The organism is Rummeliibacillus sp. JY-2-4R (genome assembly GCF_053847205.1).
The window spans coordinates 2502726-2521962 of record NZ_CM132623.1; the positions used below are offsets into that span (position 1 = coordinate 2502726).

Annotated in this window: 18 protein-coding genes; 1 reads left to right on the top strand and 17 read right to left on the bottom strand. The window is 36.8% G+C overall.

The window, feature by feature from the left end:
• Window positions 1-135: 135 nt before the first annotated feature.
• A complete protein-coding gene (locus ACWV26_RS12205; protein WP_455895009.1) occupies window positions 136-1008 on the bottom strand; it encodes a YitT family protein in 873 nt (290 codons plus the stop codon).
• Between the two features lie 397 nt (window positions 1009-1405).
• Here ACWV26_RS12205 and ACWV26_RS12210 point away from each other — a divergent pair, with 397 nt between their 5' ends.
• Window positions 1406-1522 (top strand): YjcZ family sporulation protein, encoded by a 117-nt coding sequence (locus ACWV26_RS12210; RefSeq protein WP_455895010.1) that lies wholly within the window; start codon window positions 1406-1408, stop codon window positions 1520-1522.
• 169 nt (window positions 1523-1691) lie between these two features.
• Here the strand turns inward: ACWV26_RS12210 and ACWV26_RS12215 are convergent, their stop codons facing one another.
• From ACWV26_RS12215 to ACWV26_RS12290, 16 genes are all read right to left on the bottom strand, one after another.
• Window positions 1692-2471, bottom strand: coding sequence for an IclR family transcriptional regulator (locus ACWV26_RS12215; protein ID WP_455895011.1), 780 nt, complete (start codon window positions 2469-2471; stop codon window positions 1692-1694).
• A 311-nt stretch (window positions 2472-2782) separates the two neighbouring features.
• Window positions 2783-3562, bottom strand: a complete 780-nt coding sequence (gene fadH / locus ACWV26_RS12220; protein ID WP_455895012.1) for a 2,4-dienoyl-CoA reductase — start codon at window positions 3560-3562, stop codon at window positions 2783-2785.
• A gap of 38 nt (window positions 3563-3600) precedes the next feature.
• Window positions 3601-3981: a MaoC/PaaZ C-terminal domain-containing protein gene (locus ACWV26_RS12225; RefSeq protein ID WP_455895013.1), complete on the bottom strand. Its 381-nt coding sequence runs from the start codon at window positions 3979-3981 to the stop codon at window positions 3601-3603.
• Between the two features lie 10 nt (window positions 3982-3991).
• Window positions 3992-4399 carry an FAS1-like dehydratase domain-containing protein gene (locus ACWV26_RS12230; protein ID WP_455895014.1) on the bottom strand — a complete coding sequence of 136 codons (408 nt, stop codon included), beginning with the start codon at window positions 4397-4399 and terminating at the stop codon, window positions 3992-3994.
• A 30-nt stretch (window positions 4400-4429) separates the two neighbouring features.
• Entirely contained in the window at window positions 4430-5614 is a 1185-nt protein-coding gene (locus ACWV26_RS12235) for an acetyl-CoA acetyltransferase (protein WP_455895015.1), read from the bottom strand.
• A gap of 1 nt (window position 5615) precedes the next feature.
• Window positions 5616-7028 (bottom strand): OB-fold domain-containing protein, encoded by a 1413-nt coding sequence (locus tag ACWV26_RS12240; RefSeq protein WP_455895016.1) that lies wholly within the window; start codon window positions 7026-7028, stop codon window positions 5616-5618.
• Between the two features lie 36 nt (window positions 7029-7064).
• On the bottom strand, window positions 7065-8237 hold the full coding sequence (locus tag ACWV26_RS12245) for an acyl-CoA dehydrogenase family protein (protein ID WP_455895017.1): 1173 nt from the start codon (window positions 8235-8237) through the stop codon (window positions 7065-7067).
• A gap of 41 nt (window positions 8238-8278) precedes the next feature.
• Window positions 8279-9835 carry a long-chain-fatty-acid--CoA ligase gene (locus ACWV26_RS12250; protein WP_455895018.1) on the bottom strand — a complete coding sequence of 519 codons (1557 nt, stop codon included), beginning with the start codon at window positions 9833-9835 and terminating at the stop codon, window positions 8279-8281.
• Window positions 9836-9850: 15 nt separating this feature from the next.
• Window positions 9851-10951 carry a CaiB/BaiF CoA transferase family protein gene (locus ACWV26_RS12255; RefSeq protein WP_455895019.1) on the bottom strand — a complete coding sequence of 367 codons (1101 nt, stop codon included), beginning with the start codon at window positions 10949-10951 and terminating at the stop codon, window positions 9851-9853.
• Between the two features lie 114 nt (window positions 10952-11065).
• Window positions 11066-11977, bottom strand: a complete 912-nt coding sequence (locus ACWV26_RS12260; RefSeq protein WP_455895020.1) for an SDR family NAD(P)-dependent oxidoreductase — start codon at window positions 11975-11977, stop codon at window positions 11066-11068.
• 27 nt (window positions 11978-12004) lie between these two features.
• Entirely contained in the window at window positions 12005-13183 is a 1179-nt protein-coding gene (locus tag ACWV26_RS12265; protein ID WP_455895021.1) for an acyl-CoA dehydrogenase family protein, read from the bottom strand.
• A gap of 42 nt (window positions 13184-13225) precedes the next feature.
• Entirely contained in the window at window positions 13226-14494 is a 1269-nt protein-coding gene (locus tag ACWV26_RS12270) for an MFS transporter (protein WP_455895022.1), read from the bottom strand.
• Between the two features lie 29 nt (window positions 14495-14523).
• On the bottom strand, window positions 14524-15711 hold the full coding sequence (locus ACWV26_RS12275) for a CaiB/BaiF CoA transferase family protein (protein ID WP_455895023.1): 1188 nt from the start codon (window positions 15709-15711) through the stop codon (window positions 14524-14526).
• 61 nt (window positions 15712-15772) lie between these two features.
• Window positions 15773-17059 (bottom strand): acetyl-CoA hydrolase/transferase family protein, encoded by a 1287-nt coding sequence (locus tag ACWV26_RS12280; RefSeq protein WP_455895024.1) that lies wholly within the window; start codon window positions 17057-17059, stop codon window positions 15773-15775.
• Window positions 17060-17155: 96 nt separating this feature from the next.
• A complete protein-coding gene (locus ACWV26_RS12285) occupies window positions 17156-18349 on the bottom strand; it encodes a thiolase family protein (protein WP_455895025.1) in 1194 nt (397 codons plus the stop codon).
• A gap of 21 nt (window positions 18350-18370) precedes the next feature.
• The gene (locus tag ACWV26_RS12290; protein ID WP_455895026.1) at window positions 18371-19237 is read right to left on the bottom strand and encodes a hydroxymethylglutaryl-CoA lyase; all 867 of its coding nucleotides are present in this window, start codon (window positions 19235-19237) and stop codon (window positions 18371-18373) included.

The window sequence follows — 19237 nt, forward strand, 5'->3', positions numbered from 1 at the left end:
CCTTTCTCAAAACACTTTACTCCATTCTAATCAAAACTCCTAAATTTAGAATACAATAAATAAAAGCACCTTCAGAAGATAAAAAAACCACCTCCGTTAAGTGCTTAAATTTAGTAACGTTTCAATTATTAATTTTTAATGAATATCTTGCTTTTTAAAGTTACCACCCTTTACCTCTGCTACATCATATACGGTAACGAAAGCATTAGGGTCAATTTCATGAATGATTTCTTTAATTTTACTTTCTTCTAAACGGTTAATTACACATGTAATTTCTTTAAATTGTTCATTTGTATAACCGCCGTAAGCATCTTTATAAGTTGCTCCACGGCCTAATCGATCTCGAATCGTTTCAACCATCAGTACTGGTTCTTTTGTGATAATTTTAAAGGTTTTCGACCCACTTAAACCTTCTTCTACGATATGAATAACTTTAGAAGCGATAAAGTAAGCGATTCCTGATAGAATAGCACCTTGTAATCCGAATACTGAAGAGACAACTATAAAAACAAACAAATTCAAGAAAAGAATGAGGTCACTCGTCCCAAAAGGTAATTTTCGAGATAGTAATACAGCCAACATATCAATACCATCTAAGGCTCCACCATTACGCAATGCTAACCCCATCCCAAAACCAATGATAATACCACCAACAACCGTTACTAATAGTGTATCACCATGAATAATTGTATGGACGTGATGCATAAGGCTAGTACCAATTGCTAATGATACAATCCCAATAATTGAATAGATAGCAAAACTCTTACCAATTTGTTTATACCCCAAAAATATAAACGGTATATTAATAATCCCGATTAGTAATCCTAATGGTAACCCAAATAGCTCTGAACCAACGATACTTAGACCTGTGACACCACCATCTGATACATTATTAGGTATTAAGACAGCTTCTAGTCCATATGCTGCTATAAAAGCACCACATATTATTAATAATGCACGCCACACTTTTTTTAGTAAATTAGACTTAGGCTTTTTAATCGTACTCAAAAAATTCCCCCATTTTCAAACAAATTTCTTTTTTATTTATTATGAAATTTTATTAGTTTAACTAATTTCATAATGATCATATGTATATTTTATCATTACTCCCTATCATTGTCCTGTCTCGCCCATCATGGAAAAGCAATAACCTTCAAGAAGAATACTCGAAAATTGTTGTATTATAAGGAATATTGTTCTATCTATGGGTAGAATCTAATCCTCTTTAGTGCTTTCTGTTTGCTCAAATGTCAAAAAAACATAAAGATAATAGCCTATCCTGTATGGCATTTCACTTTTGCCTTTTATAAATTTAAATAAATATTACAAAACTAAGCAAAACAACTAATCTCATGAAAGTACTTTGAATATTTTATAGTAAGCCAAAAAAAAGGGAGGGGACATCATGGAATATGGTAGCGGTCAAGGAAATTATGGCAACAAGAACAACTTCGCTTTAATTGTTGTCCTATTCATCCTATTAATCATCGTTGGCGCATCATTCATGAGCAACTATTATTAAAGAATAATAGTTGCAAGGGAACTCTATACAATATGGAGTTCCCTTTTTATACATATACATGCACAATGTAAAAGACGACTTCACGTACAAAATTTGTATTGAAAGTCGTCCTTTTAAAAGTTTTTTCAATATGAAATTCAATCTGTAATCCAGTTATTATTGTACACAGTTAAATCCTAATTTTACTAGATATTTCTTCCGCCGTTTCTTTCATTAACTTTCCTTTATTATTTAATTCTTGATCATCATATTGAGCTGTCAAACCAACTACTGAAATGGACATGTCAACTTTATTATTAGTAGTAAAGATTGGCACTGCTATTCCACATATTCCTTTTAAATTCCCTTCATAATAGCTAATATAATAACCATCATTTCTTACTTTTTCGAGTTTTATTTCAAGTAAATCAATTTCTTCTTGAGTAAACGATTTTCCTTTATAATGTTTTAAGTGATACTTTCTATCTATTTGATCCATATAAGCTAGAAAACACATTCCATATGAGCCATCAGTAATCGAAAAATGTCTACCTATTGAAACACTAACTCCGAAATTACTTGCTTCAACTTTTGCAGTAATGGCTACTTGTTCATCGCTTATTTTATTTACAAGCATCGAAGTCATACCGGTTTCCTTTGTTAACTTTTCAAGATAAGGCATAATAATTGATAAATAATCTAAATGTTCTTTTGCTCTTTCCCCTAAAACAACGAGATATGGCCCTAAAGTATAACGTTTTTTTTCCTCTAAATAACGAACAATTGATAATTCTTCGAGACTTTGTAAAATCCTATAGCAAGTTGCAGGACTTAACGACAAAGCATTTGCGATTTCTGTTACAGTACTTTCTCGAAAACTTTTTCGACTTAACAATTTCAATATGGTAAAAGCATTTTCTACAGCGGGTACTGAATACTTACGCTTTTCTTTTGTCTTTTGACCTTCCATTATTCCACCTCTTATATCTTATTTTATATACTAAATTTTTCTCGTCAAATAATATTAAAAATTTTCAATAAAATCGTTCCTACTTCGTAAAAAGATTCTACTACTACTGCATTTATACGGCTCCAAAATTAAATTTATAGACTCTTATACTAGTTTTTTACATAAAAACCTTTTTGAAATCATTAAGACAACTTCCTAGTGATTTCAAAAAGGATAAATTTCTGAGCCATTTTTTTACATTTACTAATTAATTTGATATTAAAAAAGGAAGCTAGACACAAAGCTCCCTTTATCTTAATCAAATTAATCTCTTAAACTTCTTTAAAGACATTGTTATTCAACCATTTCCCACCATCCATTGTGATACATTCTCCATTAATATACTCTGATGATGATGACAATAAAAAGTGTGCTAGATTTGCTATCTCTTCTGCCTTTCCAAAACGTTTTAGAGGAACATGATTGATCGCTCTTTGATAGTTTTCACCAGAATCAGTTTCTATTAATCGAGCAACACCTTCTGTATTTTCGATTGGGCCTGGGGCAATACAATTAGCTCGTATTCCATATTTGCTTCCCCACTCAACAGCAAGGGTACGTGTCATTGCTAGAATTCCTGCTTTTGCACTAGCAGCGTGTACATTACCTGGTGCTGCACCCCATGCCATCGTTGCGACAATATTAAGAATGCTCCCTTTTTGATTGTTTGCAATCCAATCTTTTGCAACTGCCTGCGTGCAATACCATGTACCATTTAAATCAATGTCAATAACAGCTTTCCAACCATTGAGCGACAGTTCTTCTGCTGCGCAGATAAAGTTTCCTGCTGCATTATTGACAAGTGCATCTATTTTACCGAAAGTTTTCTTTGTTATAGCAACCATGTCTTCTACATTTTCAGGAATTCTTACGTCCATTTGAAAATCTAAAACTTGCCCATCGAAGGTTTCGATTTCATCCTTTGCACTTTTTAAACGGTCAGCGGTTCTTCCTGTAATAACTACATTCGCTCCTTCTAGAGCAAACTTTTTTGCCATTGCTTTTCCGATGCCACTTCCTCCGCCTGTGACGATCACTGTTTTTCCTTTCAAATAATGTCACCTCCAAAAATTTCTTAATGTTGACCTTTTTACTTTTTAATTTCAAAGCTTCCTTTTACTTTTACTTCGCCATCTTCATTTACAGCTTCAGCAACACATATTAGGCGATCATCTTTTTCTTCTACCACTTTTCCTCTAACAGTGATCCGTTCTCCTGGTCTAGTCATCGCTTTAAAACGAACGGAAAACTTTTCTAAATCGTCAGTAGAAAACCACTCGCCGATTGCCTGACCGATAAATCCCATAATCATCATCCCATGTGCGATAACCCCGCCAAGACCTGCTTCCTCTGCAAAAGGCACAACCGTATGAATCGGATTAAAGTCTCCAGATGCTCCAGCATATTTAACTAGCTGTGTATGTGTAATTTCTTCTTTTACAATAGGCTCTAAAAGGTAAGTGTTATTCATCTCTTTCCTCCTAATGTCTTTCGATTATAGTAGAACGTGCGATCAATACGAGTTCCCCATTTTCTCTAAAAAACTCTTTTTTAAGTATCACAAAATTCATTGAAGCCTTTGTATATACATTTTCAACTATTCCTTTGACAGTAATGACATCACCTGGTTTGATTTGACCAACGTATTCATATTCTTGCTCACCGTGCAATACTTTTTTTACATTGAGTCCTAATAATTCAGATGTAGATTTTCCACCACCCCAGAAATCAATCACTGTTGCAAAGGTTGGTAACAGCTTTTCCCCATTTAAATATTCTTCTTTTAAATCCCCAATTGCTAATGCAAGTTCCCTAATCTTTCCTGATTCAACTTTGAACGTATATGTTTCTAATTGCATACCAATTTTTTCTTCTAAAGTTGTAGACAATAAACTCACCTCTATTTAATTTATTGAATATTAAGATAATTCTTTCCCTACAATGGATACGAACGAGACACATTGCATCGGGGTCCCACCAAGATTATGCGTTAAGCCAATCTTTGGATTATCCAATTGCCTTTTTCCGGCCTTGCCCTGGAATTGTAAGTACATTTCATACAACATTCGAAGACCACTGGCGCCAATTGGATGACCAAAAGACTTTAACCCACCATCTGGATTAACTGGGAGTTCTCCTTTAAGTTCAAATACACCGTTTAATACGTCCTTCCAGCCCTGTCCCCGCTCACTAAATCCTAAATCTTCATATATGACCAATTCTGTTGGAGTAAAACAGTCATGTACTTCGGCCATACTGATTTCTTTTCGTGGATCTTTAATACCCGCTTCACGATATGCCGCTTGTGAAGCGTAAAGGTTTTCTTTAATCGATGTAAAATCGAAATCTTGTCTTAACCGTCCATCTCCAGGTCCTGCTGCAATTGAAAGAGCTTTTACATACATTGGATCCTTCCGATATTTATGGGCATCTTCCGTACGTACGATAATAGCTGCGGCTGCACCATCTGCAACCCCTGAACAATCCATTACCCGAAGTGGAGCTGATACTAATGATGAATTTGAAATTTTCTCCATTGGCACTACGCTTCGATATTGGGCCTTTGGATTTAATGAGCCATTGTAATGATTCTTATAGGCTATTCGAGATAATACTTCTCTTCCTTCCTCATTCGTTAAACCGTATTTTTTGAAATATGCTGGTGCTAGAAATGAAAAAGAAGCAGGTGACGATATATTTGGTGCTGTTCCATCACTTGGCGGCTTTGGAGTATTTAATCCGCTATAGCCAGAATCCTTTAATTTTTCCACACCAATCGCCAAGACAATGTCATATGCACCAGAAGCAACTGCATAACAAGCATTACGAAATGCTTCAGATCCTGTCGCACACATGTTTTCAACTCTCGTAACAGGTATATATTGCGTTTTTAATGGACCAGAAAGAGTAAAACCCGCATAACCTGATATCATCGTCCCCAACCATGCTGCTTCAACGTCTGATGGCTCAATGCCTGCATCATTAAATGCTTCATAAGCTGCTTCTATTAATAAATCATCAACACTTTTATCCCAATGCTCTGCAAATTGTGTACAGCCCATGCCTATTACCGCTACTTTATCGTTTATTCCCTTTCTGACCATATTATTCAATCCCCTTTTCCCTGATTGGACGTGCTTTCCAGAAATAATTATGGATGCCTCCTGCTTCGAAAAGACGTCTAAATGTCATTTCTACGCTCATACCAATTTCGATTTCCGACTTTCCACAATCAGTTACTTCACAAAGGATTCGTCCGCCGTCATCAAAGTCAACAATTGCAGCAATAATCGGCGAAGAGATGGATGCTGCCAAATGATCGTGTGTATAGGTCATCACTTTAGCGGACTGTCCTACAAAGCGGTAGTCATCCATCTCATCTTTGGCTTGGCATTCTACACATACACGTTGTTTTGGAAATTGTGCGGTTCCACATTTTCGGCATTTTGAACCTGTAAATGAGAGGTTTTGATGAGAGCCTCTAAATAATGCAGGAGCTGAAGGACGGTCTGTTTCAGGTCTTCGTGGTGGCTCCGTTTTAATGATTTCTCTCCATTTAAGATAGTCACTATATAAAACTTGATTATTCTTAACGGCTAAAGAGTTTTGAATACCTTTTCTTTCTTCAAACCTAGTAATTGCATCTGTAACTTCAAATAATAGAAAATCTAAGCCTTCAGAAAATGACATCACGAGCAATCGATCACCAGGCTTAGCATGTTCCAAGGCTGAAACGAGCATCATTGGTGCATGCGCATTTCCTGTTGCTCCTACAGAATCTAAAAGAGGGTCTTGAATTTGTTCTTTTTGAAAGCCAAGTGTTTTTGCTGCTTGTGTATGCGCACGATTTCCTTGACCAGCAATAATTACTTTTGAAATAGAGTCATTTGTTAGATCATTTTTTTCTAAAAATGCTGGAATCGCTTCTTTTACTTGTTTTAAAAAGATACTAGAACCAAGACGTTCTTCCCAGTTTCGAGTAAAATCATCCTTTTGGTTGCGCCATTGACTAATTATTTCCTCTTGAATACTACCTGCATCTACTAAGTTCGCAATAACATCATCACCGCTACCGATTAACAAGGAAGCTGCTCCGTCCCCAAACCAAAGCTCGTTCTGCCCATTTGGTGCCCCTATCCGACAATCTGCTGTAATGACCAACGTTTTCTCATTATCTTTGGCAGCCATAAAGGAAGATGTGCCACTCCTTAGAGAAGCCCCCAGTTCTATTCCACGTATATCTTCCCGTAAGTTGAGTGCTGTTGAAATTGTAGGTACTGAACTTTTTTCTTTGTAGGGTGCTGTGGCTGTAGCAAAGTACACTACATCCACAGCGTTTGGATTTACATTTACTAAACAATCTAGAGCTGCTTCTACTCCCATAGATACGCTATCTTCATCATAGCCAGCAATTGCCTTCTCCCCAAGAGAAGGCGATGTTCCATAAAACTCACCAATTGTTTTTCGTTGCAGGCGATTATAAGGAATATACGCCCCGTAAGAAATAATTCCCTTCACTCCTGTTCCCCCTATTAAATGATCTTTTATTTAGTACTAAACATTTACAGTTGGTACCTTTTTTATATAGTCTTTATGAAGCTGTGCAGCAATAATATTTTTTTGAATTTCTGATGTTCCTTCATAAATTTTGGTAATTCTAGCATCTCGATAATATCTTTCAATTGGAAACTCTTTTATATAACCGATTCCCCCATGAATTTGAACAGCTTTGTCGGCTACGCGATTATATATTTCTGATCCAAGTAATTTTGCCATTGCAGCTTCTTTGATTACGTTCATCCCTTGATCTACCATCCAAGCCACTCTGTACGTTACCGAACGCAATGTTTCAACATCTAAAGCGATTTCTGCTAGATAATGTTGAATGATTTGCTGTTCAAAAATTGGCTTTCCAAACTGTTCTCGCTCATGAGCATACTTAACAGATAATTCTAATAATTTTTGACATGAACCAAGGTTTCGAGCTGCTAGACCTGCGCGACCATTTGCCAGGATTTTTAACGCATTTACATAACCAAGGCCTTCTACTCCAAGGACATTCTCAACTGGAACTTCACAATCTTCAAAGAAGATTTCAGAGGAATGCGAACCACGGAGACCCATTTTTTCTTCGGTTTTCCCTACGATTAATCCTTTAAAATCTTTTTCTACTATAAATGATGTTATGCCTTTAGCCCCTTTACTTGGGTCTGTGACTGCCATTACAGTAAATACATCTGCAATAGGACCATTTGTTATATAATGTTTGGAGCCATTAAGAATATATTTATCGCCTTTTCGAACTGCTTTTGTCTTCAGTGCAACAGCGTTTGATCCTGCACTAGGTTCTGTTAAAGCAAAAGCACCAATAAATTCTCCTGATGCCATTTTTGGCAAATATTTTCTTTTTTGCTCTTCATTTCCCATTTCGACAATTCCAACTGAACCAATTCCCGTATGTGCTCCTATAACGGTCGTAAAGCCATTAGATGTTCGTCCGATTTCCTCATAAATTGCGCATTTCCCTACCATATCAATTCCTAAGCCACCGTAGTTTTCAGGAATACTTAGACCAAATAATCCTATATCCTTACTCATTTGCATAATGTCATTAGGAACTCTGTCTTCTCTTTCAATTAGGTCAGCAACAGGATCGACCGTATTATCTATAAAATCTCTTATTGCTTTCTTCATTTCTATTAATTCTTGAGATAAGTTAAAATCCATGGTAATCGCTCCTTTAGTGTTTTATAATTTTCTTCGAATGATTATACATTTTGACTATTCATATATTCTTCTACAAGCTTTCTTCTCAGTATTTTCCCAACAATCGTCTTTGGAAGTTCATCTTGAAAAACAACGCCTCTTGGGACTTTATATCTTGCTATTCTTCCTTCACACCAAGAAAGCAATTGTTGTTCAGTAAGTTTTTCCCCCGATTTTAAAACAACAATGGCTAAAAGTTTTTCACCAAGATAAGGATCCGGAACCCCAAACGCACAAGTTTCAGCTATTGCAGGATGCTGATAAAGCACATCCTCAACTTCAGCTGGGTAAATATTTAACCCTCCAGCAATCACCATATCTTTTTTTCTACCTACAATATAATAGAATCCATCTTCATCACGCCTTGCAATATCACCGGTGAAAAGCCATCCATCTCGAATTACTTCGTCAGTTTCTTGTGGCTTCTTCCAATAGCCTTTCATCACCTGAGGCCCTTTTATAATCAGTTCTCCTTTTTCTCCAAAAGGCAATTCATCCATGCCGTGTTCAATATCGACTATCTTCGCTTCTGTATATGGAATTGGTTTACCAACACTACCTATTATTCTTTTTTCCCCTAATGGCGTTCGATGGGTAGAAGTTGTGGCCTCTGACAACCCATATCCTTCAAAAACAATTGCTCCAGTTTTTTCTTCTAACTTTTTGATTACTTCAACTGGTAGAGGAGCGGATCCTGAGAGGCATATTTTAAAGCAAGATAAATCGTAATTTTCTACATCAGGATGATTTAATAATGCAATGTACATAGTTGGTGAACCTAAGAAATAAGTCGGTCTATATTCACGCACTAACTCAAGTACTTTTGAGGCATTAAACTTTTCAAGAATTATATATGTAGCTGCATTTAAAATAGTATAATTCATGTTCGTCATAGCCATAGCATGAGTTAGCGGTGCTACGCCTAATATCCTTTCAGACCCTTTTTTTATAACTTCTTCAAATACCTGACCGGTTTGATGGATGTTAGCTAGAATATTGAAATGAGTAAGCATTACACCTTTTGATCTTCCTGTTGTACCGCCTGTATACTGAATAACTGCTATATCTTCTTTTGGATCTATGTTCAAAGGTGGGAGTAGCTCAACAATTTTTTTCAATTGGAGCTGGTCAATATCATTTTCATCCTTTGTATAAATGATATTAATTTTTTCAAACATTTCGATTTTCGTTAATTTCTCTTCTTGATGAGGTTCACAAACAAACCATCTAGGCGTTGCATCCTCCACTATATATTCCAGTTCATACCTTTGATAGACTGGATTCACTTGGACAACAGTTCCACCTAAACGTTGTGCTGCATAATAAGAAATAACATAATGAATTCCATTTGGTAACATTAAACCAATACGATCACCCTTTTGAAATCCTTTTTGAACTAAAACAGAGGCAAAAGCAATGACAGATTCCTTCAATTGCGAATAAGTCAGTTGAAGCGAGCCATCAATTACTGCTATATGATTTGGGTATTCCTTAGCGGTCTTTTCTAATATTTCATAAATCGACTGTCGGGATAAACTAGTAAAATTAATCAGTTTCAATACCCCCTCATTAATTTATTTTTTGATTTCATATTCATTTCTAATTTCTTCAAAATGCTGTCCTAGTCTAGGTGCAGTTGTTTGATTTGAAATAGTTATTACAGGTGAATATTTCGTTGATATGTGACGAATTCCTTCTTTCTCAACGATTAATCCACGATCTCTAAAAAGTTGTAAGGAATGTAATTCACTCGTTTCAAGGACTGGTGCGATACAGCAGTCTACTTCCTCCGAAAACTTAGTCCATTCAGCTAGTGTTTTACTAGCGAACATCTGCTTCATTTCTTCAAAAATAGGATTCTCTAGAGCGACTAATGAGAATTGCTCATTCAACCAATTCTCTTTGTTTAGAGCAGTGCAGAAATTTTGCCAGAACTTGAATTCTAATGCTCCTAGACTGACGTACCGACCATCCTTTGTTTCATATAGAAAATAGCAAACATGTTTATTGTGTAACTTGGAAACTCCATTTTCTTCTCCAGTAACGCTCTCAATAACACTATGATTTGACATAAGGGAAAGTAATGCATCAGTTATAGATAAATCAATATAGGAACCAACGCCTGTTCTTAGCTTTTTAACTAATGCTCCTAAAATCGCTTCACTTGCTGCGATACCTCCAACAAAATCTGCTAATGTTGTACTTGGCTGCACAGGACGCCCATTGCTGTCTTTCAGTTGTGATAAAACACCACTTAATGACAAGTAATTAATATCATGTCCGCCCATAGAACTCATTTTCCCTGTTTGACCATAACCCGTTAAAGAACAATAAATTATATCTTTTTTAACTTTAATTATTTCTTCATAACCAATTCCTAATCGGTTCATAACACCTGGCCGAAAGCCTTCAAGAACTACATCTGCGTTATAAATAAGATTTAGTGCTGTTTGTTGGTCATTCGGATCTTTTAAATTTAAGACAATGCTTTTTTTATTACGATTCTGCGTTAAGAAAACAAGTCCTTCTCCCTTTTCATCAGTGGCAGGACGTGATGGGTCCCCTTGTGGAGATTCTACTTTAATCACTTCTGCTCCCATGTCAACCAATCTTAAAGAGGCATGAGGACCAGGTAGATACTGAGAAAAGTCTATAATGCGAATTCCTTCTAGCACAAAGTATTCCTCCTTCCTATTAATATAATGAATAAGCTTTTATACATAAGGCATGAATATGGAGGATTATAAGCAATCAGAATCAACTGATTGCTTTTATCTTCTAAGTATTCTTTATACTAAAGGCTCATATGGGAAAACATCACTACTAACTTCAAGTGGAGTAAAACCAGACTTTAAAGAGCCTTTAATTTCATTAATCTTTTCAATGGACCATCCATCAGAGTTGTAAACTGAGCGAACTGGTCTTGGTTGAGAGAATAGTATAATTTCTTTTCCTCTCACTCCAAAAATTTGGCCACTTACATCACTTGCTTGTTCCGAACTTAAGAAAGCAACAAGTGGTGCTATATGTGCTGGTGACATTTGTTTTAATTTATCTACTCGCGCTTTTTCACTATCGGTTTCAGTTGGAATGGAACCGATTAATCTACTCCAAGCAAATGGGGCAATGGCATTAGCAGTTACATTGTAACGTTCCATGTCTAAAGCGGTGGATTTGGTAAGACCTGCAATTCCTAGTTTTGCCGCAGCATAGTTTGCTTGACCAATATTACCAATTAGTCCTGATGTTGATGTAAAGTTAATAAAACGGCCACTTTTTTGTTCTTTAAAATAAGGAGCAGCTGCTCTAGTTACATTAAAAGATCCTTTTAGATGTACCGAAATGACAGCATCCCATTCTTCCTCACTCATTTTAAACAACATACGATCTCTTAAAATACCAGCATTGTTGACAATAATATCGATTTGTCCAAAAGATTCTATTGCTGTTTGAACGATATTGTTAGCGTTTTCAAATTCAGCAACTGAATCATAATTTGCAACTGCTTCTCCACCAAATTCTTTGATTTCTTGCACAACTTCATCTGCTACCTTTGTATCATTACCTTGACCATCCAAGCTTCCTCCTAAGTCATTAACAACCACTTTTGCTCCTTCTCTAGCCAGTAATAGTGCAATCTCTCTACCAATCCCACGACCAGAACCTGTAACAATAGCAACCTTATTATCTAAATTCCCCATCAGAATCCCACCTTTTAGTTTTATATTTTACAATCCTAATTGTTTAGCAATAATCACTTTCATCACTTCGTTTGAGCCTGCAAAAATGGAGGTTACCGGTATATCCCTATAGCGTCGTGCAATTTTATATTCTTCCATATATCCGTATCCTCCGTGTAGCTGTACACATTCAAGTGATGTACGTTTGGCCATATCCGTAATCCACCACTTAGCCATTGACACTTCGGTTACAATATCTTGGCCATCCATATGTTTTTCAATTAGATCATCAACAAAGGTTCTGCCAATTTGAACTTCGGTAGCCATTTCAGCAATTTTAAATTGCGTATTTTGAAATTTACCAATTGGTTTACCAAATGCCTCACGTTCTTTAACATAATTTATCGTTAATTGGAGCATATCTTCAGCAGCGACTAATGCATTAAGAGAGGCAACTAATCGTTCTTGCTGAAGTTTTTGCATTAAATAATAGAAACCTTTTCCTTCATTTCCCAGAAGATTTTGAACAGGGACTCTCACTTCTTCGAAAATGAGTTCTGCTGTGTCCTGACTATGCATTCCCACTTTCTTTAACTTTCTTCCCTTTGAAAATCCTGGTGTATTACTCTCAACAAGAATTAAACTAATCCCTCTATGAGCTGGACTAGCATTTGGATCTGTTTTACATGCAACAACAATCAGATCGGAGTGAATACCATTTGTGATAAAGGTTTTTTGACCATTAATAATATAATGATCTCCATCTTTTATAGCGGTTGTTTGAATATTCGCTAAATCCGAACCGGCTCCTGGCTCTGTCATGGCAACAGCGGTAATCGTTTCACCCGTAACACATTTAGGTAAATACTTCTTTTTTTGCTCCTCTGTTCCAAAAGAATCTATATAAGGGACAATGATATTACTATGAGTGCCTATCCCCGTTAATCCTGCACCTACTCTTGCTAACTCTTCGCTTAAAATAGCCGCAAAACCGAAATCTGTGTTCATTCCCCCAAATTCTTCGCTTACCCAAGGGCAGATAAAACCTTTCTCCCCCATTTTCCTCCAAAATGAACGAGGGACTAAGCATTCTTCTTCCCATAGATCAAAATGTGGAATCGCTTCTTTTTCTAAGAATTTTCGAAGTGAATCACGAAACATATAGTGCTCTTCGCCAAAAAAGGGTCTTTTTGCCTTTTTACTTTCCAAAATGGATGGTGTAGACATAATTTTCTACCTCCGCTCAAGGATTTTTCTTATCCAAGGTATTTATGAAACCAATTCAGTTTCTTGATCCGATTCCAATTCTTTATTTTCATAAGGATCGTACATTTTCTCCCGTATAAACAGTGCAGGAATAATACCTGATAAAGCATAAGCAATACCCAATGTTGCTAAGCCGAATCCAATTGATTTAGCTTCTGCAATTATGCCTATAATTACAGGAGCGATGGCAGCTCCAAATCTTCCTATATTATAAGCACCGCCTACTGCAGTACCGCGGATTATTGTTGGGAAACTTTCACTCATATAGGTTGAGTTAACCCCATACTGTGCCCCATATACGAATCCTAGAACAGTCAGTAAAGCTATAATATTACTTGGTGTGTTGTACAAATAAATAATCGGCAAGAATATAGCTGTCACTATACCCGCAATAATATAGATGTTGCGTCTGCCAAATTTATCAGCTAGATACCCTGCAAGGACTTTCCCTAAGATCATGGCCGCATAGCTTCCTACAAGGTAACCCGTCATTGCTTTAAAATTAAACCCTAAATCTTCTACTAGATATGACGGAAGCCATGTCCCTACACCATAGTAACCAAACTGTAAAAATGTAGTTGTCAAAACCCAGAAAATGAAAATTTTTCGGATCTTCGCCTCTTTGAAAATAGATAACCACTCATTTTTCTTAATTTGTTTCGGCTCTGTCTTAGCCCTTTTCTTTTCTTCAACCCATGATTGTGGTTCAGGTACTTTCATTCTTAAAAAGATTGCTAAAAATACCGGAATAATGGTCATCATGAAAAGTGGTCTCCATCCATATGTCGGTAAAATGGCCCCTGCCAGCAATGCAGCTACTAAATAGCCGACAGAATAGGCTGCTTGTAACGTTCCCAATATTGTTGTTCTACTTTTTGTAGGAACATATTCTGCCATGAGCATTGTAATAATTGAATATTCTGCTCCAATCCCAATAGCAGATATAAAGCGTACAAGGATAAACTGTTCGTAAGATTGAACAAAACCAAGTGCGGCAGTACCTACACAAAATAGCACCAACATATATGTGGCCATTCTTACACGTCCAAATCGGTCGGATAACCATCCACCAATAATTCCGCCAACGGCCATTCCCACCAAGGACCATGTACCAATCGCTCCAGCTTGTGCCTTGCCAATATGGAATGTTTCCATTAATGAAGGCATCGATAGTGATAGCAACTGTATATCCATTCCATCTACTACTAAGCCCAAAAAACTAGCAATGAATACCAAAATCCAAGTTTTGTTGTTCGTTTTGGCAATATCCATTATTTTGCCTCCTTTTTTTGTATATTATTTTAGATTAAAACGCTTTTGTTTTTGAGGTTTTCAATTTGGTCGTTGCTATAACCAAGCTCAGACAAAACTTCGTTAGTATGTTCACCTAATGACGGAGGAGAGTATTTAACTGCTGATGGGGTTTCTGAAAGTTTTACTGGAAATCCAGGAACCTTTAGGTTAGGAATTTTGGGATGTTTCATGTCAATCATCATTTCCCTTGCAAGAACTTGAGGATGATTAAGTACTTGATCGATTGTATGAATTGGCCCGCATGGTACTCCTGCATTGTCCATCTTTTCAAAGATTTCATGACTCTCCAAATTTAGAAATCTCTCTGAAATAATATTTACTAGTAATTCACGATGAGCCACACGATCTATATTTTTTATAAACCGCTCATCTTCTAGTAAATCCATCCATCCGAGGGCCTCACAGCACTTTTTCCATAAACCGTCATTCGCAACAGCGAGAATGATATCCATATCTTTTGCCTTAAACGCTTGGTAAGGCACAATAGAAGGATGAGCGGATCCCATTCTTCCTGCTGGAACTCCTGTTGCCATATAACCTGTTGCCATATGATTTAATAAGGAAATTTGACCATCAAGCAAACTTACATCAACATATTGACCTATGCCTGTTTTTTGAGCATAGAATAGTGAGCTGAGAATCCCATATACAGCAAACAAACCAGTTGTTAAATCAACAATAGACATCCCAGCTTTTGAAGGTCCTCGATCAGATTCCCCTGTGATACTCATTAAGCCGCCAAACCCCTGTAAAAGAAGGTCATATCCCGCTCTATATTTTTCAGGTCCTGTTCTTCCAAAACCAGAAATAGAACAGTAGACTAAACGCGGATTAATTTCCTTTAACGTTTCATAACCCAATCCAAGCCTATCCAGTGTACCTGTTCGATAGTTTTCAACTAATATGTCAGCATCTTTGGCTAATTTATAAATAATTTCTTTTCCTTCTTGACTCTTGAAATCAACCGTAATACTCCTTTTGTTACGGTTTGATGTGACAAAATAGCAGCTTTCTCCGTTCCACGTAGGAGGGGTAAAACGTCTTGATTCATCTCCTTTTCCTGGCTGCTCAACTTTTATGACGTCAGCTCCTTGGTCTCCAAGTAGCATCGTGCAATACGGTCCTGCTAAAGTTCTTGATAGATCGAGCACTTTTATTCCTTCTAGAGATTGCATTTTACTTCAACTCCTATTGTTATCGTTTTCAAAAAGTAAGTTACGAAATTTACTTTATACGTTAGACTTTTAATGCATTATTGAATTCTGCAGAAAGTTCTTCATGGAATTTGGGATGAGCAATCGCAATTAGTTCTTTTGCACGTTCTTTTACTGTCTTTCCAAAAAGTGATGCAATGCCATACTCTGTTACCACATAATCAATTTCAGACTTTACTGAAGTTACAAATGGAATCTTCGCTTTAATTTTAGATTCAGTTCCTCTTTTTGCAGTAGATGGGAGAGCAATGATTGACTTACCCCCTTTTGAAAGTCTGGCACCATGGATGAAATCCATTTGTCCACCTACCCCAGCAATTGGATACGCGCCTACCTGCTCTGCATTGATTTGGCCTGTTAGATCTACTTCTAATGCAGAGTTAATTGCATAAAAATTACTTAATTTTGCAATAGTAGCAGCATTGTGAGTATAAGTTACAGGATATAACTCTATACTCGGGTTCTGATTCGTGTATTTATATAACTCTTCTGTACCTGTCAGCGTAGTACAGACCGTCTTGTGTTGGTTAATTTCTTTTCTCTCATTGGTAATTACACCGAGATTGATAAGCTCTACCATGGAGTCTGTGATGGAACCTGAATGTATTCCTAATCCTTTTTTCGATTTGAGTGACATTAATATGCTATCTGCAATTTTGCCAACCCCTACTTGAATCGTGGCATAATCAGGTATGAGTTCTGAAACGTAACTTCCAATTCTATTATCAATCTCTGTTAGAGATCTACTAGGAATCGTAAGTAATGGGCGATTAGACACGACAAAGTGATCAATTTCTGAAACATGTACATGTGTTTCCCCGTTTGTTAATGGGAGTTCATCATTTACTTGTGCAATAACGATTTTTGCTTTATTGATTAGAGTTGGGACGGTATCGACCGATAACCCTAAATTACAATAACCTTCATGATTTGGAGGTGAAACTTGAATAAGTGCTACATCAATTTCTTCTTGCTCTACAAATCGTGGTATTTCAGAAAGATTTAGCGGCAAATAGTCACATGCATTATGTTGATAGGCACTTTTTAAAGAACTTGAACCGAGAATTGTTTTTATTTTAAAACTTTCATGACAATCCGCTGCAGCATATACACATGGACTTCCGATTATTGCGTTATATAGAGAAACACTCCTCAAACGATCCTTTTGTTTAACCAATTCTTCTACAAGGGTTTGGGGTTCATTGCAAAATGGTGCAAGAAATACTTTTTGAAATGATTGAATAGTAGAAATCGCTTTCTCAGCACTTGTTATGCGGGAATTATAAATCATGTCATCCTTCCTACTCACTAGACTTCACCACCTTTTATGTTTGAATCGCCCTATCAAAGCACTACAAATCGGTTATATGTTACCAAAAAATACAAACTATTCAGAATTTAAAAATTAAACTTGTAGGTTTTCAACAACTGTTGTAATCCCTAACCCTCCACCAATACAGAATGTTACTAATCCATACTTTTCTCCACGTCTTTCCATTTCATGGATCAGCTTCGTCATTAACACTCCACCTGTTCCTCCGATTGGATGACCTAAAGCAATGGCTCCTCCATTGACATTCACGCGGTTTATATCAAGCTCCAGTTCCTTTATAACAGCAAGAGATTGTGCTGCGAAAGCTTCATTTAACTCAATAAGTCCGATATCGTTAAGCGTTAGGTCTGCTTGCTTTAATGCTTTGCGTGTTGCTGGAGCAGGTCCAATCCCCATGATTTCCGGTGAAACCCCTGCAACTGCTTGAGCAATAATTCTCGCTTTTGGTTTTTTATCGTAACGCTCTGCTGCTTCTTCCGACATAAGCAATACTACTCCTGCTCCATCATTGCGTCCGCTTGTATTTCCAGCAGTAACTGTCCCATTTTCTTTAAAGACTGGTTTTAACTTAGATAATGCTTCCATACTAGTTTCTCTAGGATGTTCATCAACTTTAAAATCAAATGTACTTTTTTTCGTTTTCACTTCAAATGGTACAATTTGGTCTTCAAACAACCCAGATGAAATAGCTCTCTTAGCATTTTCTTGGCTTCGTAATGCAAATTCATCTTGCTCAGTTCGTGAAATATTATATTTCTCAGCCAAATTTTCTGCCGTCATTCCCATTGTTAGATCTCCGTAGGTTTCCATAGGTTGCGCTCTTGGCTGACTTTCTGTGTTCGGATCAAGAAGCAACCCTCTACCTGCACCGTAGCCATAACGAGCATTTCGAAGGTAGAATGGTGCAGTACTCATACTTTCAGCTCCGCCTGCAATAATGATATCTGATAAACCGCACATAATTTGTTGTGCACCATTGTTCATAGCTTGAATACCAGATCCGCATTGACGGTGTACAGTATAGCCTGTAATTTCAATTGGAAATCCAGCTCGTAACAACGCTAAACGTGCTAAGTTTGGCGAATCTGTGCTCTGTTTTGCTTGACCCATAATTACTTCGTCTACTGCACTCTTATCAATTCCTGTACGAACAACAATTTCGTCTAATACTTTTGCTGCTAAATAGTCAACCTCTATGTCTTTTAATGTTCCTCCCATACGACCTACTGCAGTTCGTACAGAATCTATAATTAGAGCATTTCTCATTCAAATCTCCCCTTATCTATATCACGTTAAAATTTTGCTAGATAAACTCTTTGCAAAAGGTACAATTTTTATTAGTTCATCGTAATCTACATTGGTTTTGCACCCCATACTCGTAACCATGTTTAACAATTCTTCCGTAGAAAGATTACCCGTTGCTCCAGGAGAATAAGGGCAACCTCCAAGGCCACCAACTGAACTATCAAACTTCGTAATTCCTGCTTGCATTGAAGCAAGTACATTTGCTAAAGCCATTTTATTTGTATCATGGAAATGACCAACAAAAGTTGTATCAGGATATAAGTCTCTTAATCTTGAAAATCGTTCATAAACGAGTTTTGGATCTGCCTGCCCATTTGTATCGCCAACATCAATTTCGTCTGCCCCAAGCTCTACGAAGCGATCGCAAACATATTTGACTTCTTCAAAGGAAACATCTCCTTGGAATGGACACTTAAATGCCATTGAAATATAGGCCCGTATAAAAGTGCCTGCTTTTTTAGCTCTTTCAAACATTGGTACACATTCATCCAATGATTCAGAAGTAGTCTTGTTCACATTCTTTTTATTGAATTGTGAGCTTGCACCGATAAAAACGGCTATTTGAGGTACTTTTACTGCAAGTGCCCTATCTAGTGCTTTAAGATTTGGCGTCAAAGCAATATAGGTAAGCCCGAGCTCATTACAATAGTTCGCAATTTCTTCAGAATCCGCCATTTGAGGAACCCATTTGGGATGGACAAAAGATGCTGTTTCTATTCTAGAAAAACCAGCTTTTGCAAGATTCGCAATCAGCTCTTTTTTATCTTCTGTTGAGATTGGAAGGGATTCGTTTTGCAATCCATCACGGGGTCCTACCTCAATAATTTCTACTTCTTTAGGAATGTACAA